Genomic DNA, 7,628 nt, shown 5'->3' on the forward strand with positions numbered 1-7,628 from the left:
AAAGACCTGCGGTTGCTTGAGCGCTTCCATAACGAGGAAAGTTGTAGGCGTGAGGCTGTTGTTTGTCTATTGGAAGAGGGCGATTCTCCATTCATCGAAAATTTTACAGGGCATGATACCGAGCACGGGGCAAAGTTCCTCAAGGAGTGCGGACAGTATCTTTTACGAGATCCAAAAAGATTAGTGAAAATATTAAGTGATGGGGAAAATTTCATCTCTCACCGTTACTTAACACAAAACTGGAAGAGATATTTTACAGATGAGAAGAGCGTAGAGACGTTCTTTGGGTGCGCATTAGCAGCTGGAAATATACAACTTACCCGTGAGTTGCTCAACATAACAGATAAGATTGAAGATTTCTGGAACTGCAATACATCACCTCAGCAAGTTGTCAAAACTGCACTTCGCTACAGAGACAAAAGCCAGGATGTGCTCAGTAATGTGCTGTGGCGCTACATGACCGGATATGAGCTTGATACCCGGTGTATAGCGGACCTGGTCGACCGTGATATCTCTGCAGGACTTCTTGAACACATCTTTCTAAATTGCTCTCCTGAAACCGAGGAGGCCGTGCGCAAAAAAATGGCTGAGAAGGGAAAGGATGGGGTATCGATTGCGGAGCACCTATATGACTCATACGATGCAAAAGGTGAGGAAGTCTTTCTTTCGCGTGTCTGTAGAGATCCTGCTGGAGGGCCTTCCCATGATAATTCATATGGCAAATCGGCCCTGAAGAAAGAAATGGCCGACCTGTGCCTAAAGTATGCTAAAAATGGTAATGAGAAGAAGATATACGGACTAATATCTGCCTTCCCTAGTATTTTGTATATCAGCGATCCTGTCACACAAAAAAGCCTCGTTGAAATCGCTTCAGATCATGGTCATAAGAGGACCGTTCAAAAATTGATTGACCTCCACGAAGAGGTAATGACCGGACATGACACGATACTCTTTGATCCAATAAGTAGTATAGAGCAGGTAGCTGTTGCGTCTCCAAGATATGCAGCAAAGATTACAGAAGCACATATTCAGTCAGGAGGAAGACTGGAGAGAGTTGATGCGGAAAGAATACTGGAAAAGTCTGCAATACAGGATAGAAAACTACTTGCTGATGTTTTTGAAAAGTTGCACCCGGGGATAAGTAAATACTTATCACCGACGCTATCCGCACAAAAGCAGGATAGTGTTCTAGGAAAATACCTAAAAGTCAGCGAAGAAAAAGGGCCAAAACTCAGCTCAGCAGAAAAGAGTACAGAGCAGTTTGGCGAGTATGGGCTTCTGAGAAGCCATATAGCCAATATAAAGGGAAGCGTAAGTAGCCCTGGGCGGTTTAAGAGAGAAGTATTGAGCCTGTTCAATACTAAGAAATCTTTCACAAAAACAGCTCTGGAAAATGGCAAAGGGCATAGCATATTCACCCTTGTTGCCCTGTTTGGCACACCTGAACAGATGGATATGCTCACTGCAGAGTATCGCAAAAAAAGCGTTTTATCTGGCAAGATTGCCATAGATAATATCTCCACCGTAGGTTCTCCACTACAGGTAGCGCTTCAAGCCAAGAATTACAGCATGGCTAAGCACCTTGTTGATACAGCAAGCAAGAAGGAGATTTGCACTCCCAGAGGAGATAGTAAAGATAATCTATTACATACGATCATTAGATCATCTTCTCTCGATTTCCTGCATTCTCTACCACACACTGAGCACGATTCGAAGTTGGTGCGCGAAGCGTTAATGCAAAAAAATGCTGATCAAGTAACTCCTCTTGATGTTGCGCTATCGCTCGGAGAGCAGCATGTAAGTGCTTTGCTTGCGTTCGCCGGTAGTACCCTATCTCACAACGATATAGAAATAGTAGCTGCAAGCAGCGATATTGTAGACAGTGCATTGAAGAGTGGCAGCGCCCCCCTTCTTGCATGGTTATTTGATGCGGCACATAGATATAATCTCCGCAACGAAGAATCCGGTAATACAAAAAGAGTCGATATCCTCGGTAATGAAGGCCATGAGCGGTATTTGATAAGAGAAGCGTGCAAGCATTATAATCCGGATTTAATGCGACTCTTGGCTCGAAAAGTACTCAGCCGGATAGAGAAAAAGGTAGAAGCTAATCTTAGAAATGGTAACGACCAAGCCGTAATAGAGGTAGATGAAATTACTAAGGGCGTATCTGCCAAGGTAAAGGATCTCTTATACAAATTAGCTGACGAGGGAACGTACAATAAAGAGCTTTATGAAAGCCTCATGGATTTGGCTAACCTATCTAACGAAAGCCATGGTTTCTTCGTAAAGTGTGCATTCGAGTACGATAATGTGGGCTTTATCAGCCATATACCCCCTCGTGAAGTAATAGAACACCTAGAAGAGCAGAATCGGAGCAACTATAGCATTTTACTAGAAGGGAAGGACAACCTTCTATCATACATTATTGAAAACAGCAGCGCAGACGAAATAAGTAGGTTCGACAAGGGATTCGTACACGCCCTTATAGCCTCAAGAGGTATGCCCAGAGCAAAAAGCGCATACAATACCGGAATTGCCGGCATGCCAGCTGTGCTGGGATCGCAAGACCTATATATTGCAATAGCATCTAGGAATCTGGGGAACGTAAAAGAGATTTTAAGCAGAAATCCTTCACTGATCGCAACACCACACAACAACAGTGATAGCCCGGGATCCCGTATGCTTCCATACGAGTTTGCTGTCGCAACCTTCCGTGAAAAATCAGAGCGTAGTGAAGAACTGAAAAAGTACTTAGCTAGTGAGACTTTAAACTTTGCTCTTAATGAAGAAGAAAGAAGAGTATCACAAGAGCATGATGCAAATGCTGATAGGAGCAATAGCTACCATAGTGCAGAAAATCCGAATGCTAATAGGCCTCTTTCTCCCGAAGACCAGGCAAAGTTCTCATCAGCAGTTATTAGATCTTTGGTCGACTTTGGGTCAGATCTTGGTATTGGAACAACAAAGATAGATGCACTACAGAAACACATGGCTGCTGTTGCGGGACGTTTGTTTGATGATGGTCCTGATGGCCGTAGTAGCATCTTGCGTTCGTCACTCAGAAAGAGAGAAAACTCCTTAGTAACTGAGAGATTATTGGAGAACTATAGCAGATTTTTACTTGATAAAACGATTTCTGAAGCAGAAGGAAGAAGGAGTCATGAAACTTCATTAAGTAGCGGCGGTTCTGCCGGCGACCTCTATGAAGAAGACGTATATAATTTAAGTGATACCGTCAATAAAAAGGTAGATGGTGTTACTCTACTGCATCTAGCCGCGATGAATGGTTCTCACAAAGTTCTTGAAGAGCTTATGATGCTCGGAGGAGATCCTTCTATCACTACAAAAAATGGCGAAAATGTAGCTCACCTTTGTGCATCTAGTGGTATGCGGCACCCAGAAGGCGGGTATGTCTTTGATAAATTGGTGAGTGAAAACCCTGTTCTAAACACTTTGGATAAGGACGGAAAAGGCATGCTAGCTCATGCAGCGCGATGCCCAGACCCTATCCGCACAAGTGAGATGTTGGAGCTCATAGTGCGCGATAATCCTGCTCTGGATACCAAGCTAGAGAAGATCTCTCATAAGAAAAGAGCTGCTTATGTGAAGAAGGAGTTGGCGTCCGCCAATGCGAGTCGCAAAGACCTTATAATTAACGATTTCATAGATAGAAACGTTCTACCCAATACCGGGAAGAGTAGCGCTTTAGAAGCTATACGTAAAGGAATAACAAAGAAGGGAAGAGACGCTGATAAGCTCTCTGATACACTAGTACACGAATCTGCTAAGTCATTTAGGGAAATAAACCCTCTTGAGGTATCGCCCACTATCGTCTCGAGGGCAAAGAATGACTTGCTCGACCAACAAAGTTACTTGTTCGACCTACTGGCTAGCGAAAATGAAATTCCCGCTGCACGCCTCAGTGAGGTAAATTCAATACCAATGAATGCGTTTACTTTCTATAGGTCAGACGGCGAGAGAATTTATTCCCCTATCGATCATGCGCTCGGAACAAAAAACGCTGGGTTCGTAAAGTATCTTCTTGAGCAGAGGTTCGACGAGCTTTGTCCAAACATAACAAATTCAGAAGGAGATAACCTCCCTGTGCGAATCGGTAAAATGATGATTAATAACGGTTCGCTATCTAACGACGAAAAGTTTGTAGAGTTATATAAATCCCTACTAGAGAGGTGCGGGTGCACTACTCAGTCTGTAAGCGGGACAACTGTGCAGACAGTTTTAGGTGAACTCAAAGGGGTCAATGGCGAGATGCTTCGTAGTGTCGCAGCATTTGCCGCAGACAAAGAATGTGAGCTAAAGCAAGAGTTCGATACAGAGCTCCGAAGAATGCAGGAGGGGTTCAGCGACCACGTAGTGCAGCGTCTGTCCACCATGTCTCGCACCGACACTGGATATATGCGCAACTCTACAAACCCATTTCGCTCTTTGTTTAGTATGATTTTGCGGGATCAAGCCTCCTTAAGAGGCGGTATTACTCGTGATCACCGCGCATACATAGAAGCATTTCTAAGAGATGAGTCTCTAAGAAACCTGCTCAGAAATGTGGATCATCAAGGCAATAACCCCCTACAAAGCGCTATACAAGATCTGACATCAAGACTTCAAAGCGAAGAGATAGGTGTGCAAAGGTCTAATCTCTTACAAGAGATATGCGTTGACATTGTTGAGCAGCTTGACAGGGAAGACCCTGCCCTACTTGAAGATGTCTTCCTAAAGCATAAAAACTGTCAGGGATATAACTTTATAGAGACTCTAGTAGGCGTAACACCATCATATGAGTTATTCAGGATACTAGAAACAAAACTCACTAAGAAGAGTATTTCCGAACATTCTGATCTCAATACAGTTTTGGCGAAATCTTCAGGCCAAAGTGCAATGCAGCACCACATTTGCGAGGGCTACTCTGTATTTAGCATTGGCGATAAAGATGCCCATGGCGAATCACGCGTACACAACGCTACTGTATCAGGTAACCACGATGCGTTTCTGAGCGTTATGAGCACAGGCGGAAATATAAATCAGCTTGACGACAATGGTAATACCCCTCTGCATAGCCTACTGATCAACCTGATACAAAATAAGGAAAACATCAGGGGAGGACACATTAAAACCATTGAAACGTTGGTGACTCATGGAGCTCCGCTGCATCACAGAAACAACGATGGTTTCACTGTCTGCGACATAGCTAAGACCCTTACAGGACCAGTATTCGGAAAGAAAAAAAGCTGCTTAGAGTTGGTAGCGGATAGTAGGCTTCGGTATCACTCTTTAAGGGAGAAGTTAAAAGAAGAAGTAGAAAAAAAGTTTGTTACAGGTAAGGGCAAGAAAACAAATCTGCAGCACTGTGATATTTCCGGTTCTAGGCTGTCTTTAGAGGTATCACCTGGGTCAACATTATCGGTGAGCAAATTGCTGTTGTGCGATATGTGCTCTAGCAATTCACTATCTTCTGCCAACATGAGTTTCAACGATGGTAAGGATCAAGGAATCGTAGAAAAGGTAGGTAAGAAGCGTAATTATGTCCCCACTAAAGGTGTTATAAAATTAGACCTTGCTTGGAGGCCTAAGAATGGTGGAGGTCTACAAAAGGTAGCTGTTGAAGTTAAGGACGATGGCACGATATGTGTGCACCCTGACAGTCTAAACTCATGCGGGGATAAGGGAGAAAATCTAAACTTCAATAACTGTCAAGTCTACGTGGGGGGATATCCCCTTGCCGAAGCGCTGAGAATGGGACGTTGGCGTTCTGCTACACAGGAGGTTGATAGCCCTGATCTAAGTCCAGATAGGGATCAGCAGCATAACATGTCTCAAAATGACCCGTCTCTAGATCCGGATGTTCCACCGTTAGATGAACGACTCACAACACCTAAAACTTTCTCCATGACAGAAAGTATTGATCCTGAAGGCAGAAACTCACCCTCTCCTGTTGATGCTGGGCTTGAGATATTGCGCACTGCCGCTGGAACGAGTATAGAAGAGCATCTGTTAGGACCGTTGCAGGAGTTTAACGCACCGGGTAGACCCCAAACTTCATCTAGAGATGCGGCCGCGGGACCTGCAGGCGGAGACTCACCTTCTCCTATTGGCGCTGGGCTTGAGATATTGCGTACTGCCGCTGGAACAAGCATAGAAGAGCGTCTGTTAGGACCGTTGCAGGAGCTTAACGCACCTGGTAGACCCCAAACTTCATCTAGAGATGCGGCTGTAGGGCCTGCAGGCAGAAATTCACCCTCTCCTCTTGGTGCTAGGATCGAGATATTGCGTACCACCACCTCAACGAGTATAGAAGAACATCTGTTGGCGCCGCTGCAGGAGCTTAACGCACCTGGTAGATCCCAAACTTCATCTAAAGATGCAGCTGTAGGGCCTGAAGAGCAGGCATCAACTAAGACGCTATTGTACATAGTACCTGAAAACACGAGTGAAAAAAGTGTGCAGACTCATGTACGAAAAGCGACAAAGCTAAAACTTGCATCTCCTACAGGTAGAGCAAAACTGCCAGAGGGAAGTTCCAAATCTATCGCCGCAACAATTGCAAATGACCCACTGCTAACTTCAACTCCAGTAGACGCATCTGTACAGCACGCAGGTCCTATGCAAGGCTTCAACGAACAGGCTACCCAAGCCGCCATAACAATACCTGCTGCAGTGCAAACTGAGAATCCATCAGTGAATGAAGGAGGAACATCATCCAAAAAGAAGAGAAGGAGCGCTTCTCCACCTAATGAGCATGGAACTGATACACATCCTCATAACGGAGCTGGTGGCTCTCCTCAGCAATCCAACAGATCCACTCAGGCTTCTATTGTGCGTGACCCTTCGCCTGTTCAAACTTTGGGAGAAACAGAACGTGGTACAGAACCTAGTAATAGCCATGTACCACCTACGGCAAAAACAACGACCAGGTCTGTAGCCGCGCAATCTGATGATCCATCAGTAAGTGGAGGGAAAACCTCGTCTCGAAAACGGTCTAGAAGTGCATCTTCATCTGGTACAGAATCTGATACTCAGACACCTCGTGGAAAAAGACGAAATAAACGTACTTCCAACAAAAGCTCGAAGTCTGCTAGACCTATACAGGCTACAGTGACGCATGACTTATCAAAAGTTAACGCTTCAACTAATACTATTGAGAATACTATGAAACCTAACCATAACAACCCTCATGTTCCTACTGTGCATGCAGCTGTAACAATACCTGCTGCAATGCAGACTGTAAGCCCATCCGTAGATGGGGGAAAAACCCCGTTGAGAAGACGGCCAAGAAGCGCATCTTCACCTGAAGCATTAGGGGCTATGAAGGCCACAATCACTCGTGACTTATCAAAAGTTGCTGCCTCAACAAATACTGTTGAGAATATTGTGAATCCTAAGCATTCGCCTGAAGCTCCTGTCGTGAAAGCTGCTGTATCAGTACCTGCAGCAATGAAAGAGAAAGGAAGAATGAAAAGAAGTGCATCTTCACCTGGAGCATTGGGGCCTATAAAGGCTACGGTAACTCGCGACTTATCAAAAGTTGCTGCCTCAACAAATACCGTTGAGAATATTGTGAATCCTAAGCATTCACCTGAAGCTCCTGTCGTGAAAGCCGCTGTGACGGT

The 7,628-nt window shown here is 44.8% G+C and carries 1 protein-coding gene; it reads left to right on the forward strand.

The window, feature by feature from the left end; genetic code table 11:
- Positions 1-7,628 (forward strand): hypothetical protein (locus R4I06_RS03935; RefSeq protein WP_334414258.1); only part of this gene is annotated, 7,628 nt, incomplete at both ends.

It is taken from the genome of Anaplasma bovis, from assembly GCF_036903315.1.
Classification (GTDB): Bacteria; Pseudomonadota; Alphaproteobacteria; order Rickettsiales; family Anaplasmataceae; genus Anaplasma; species Anaplasma bovis.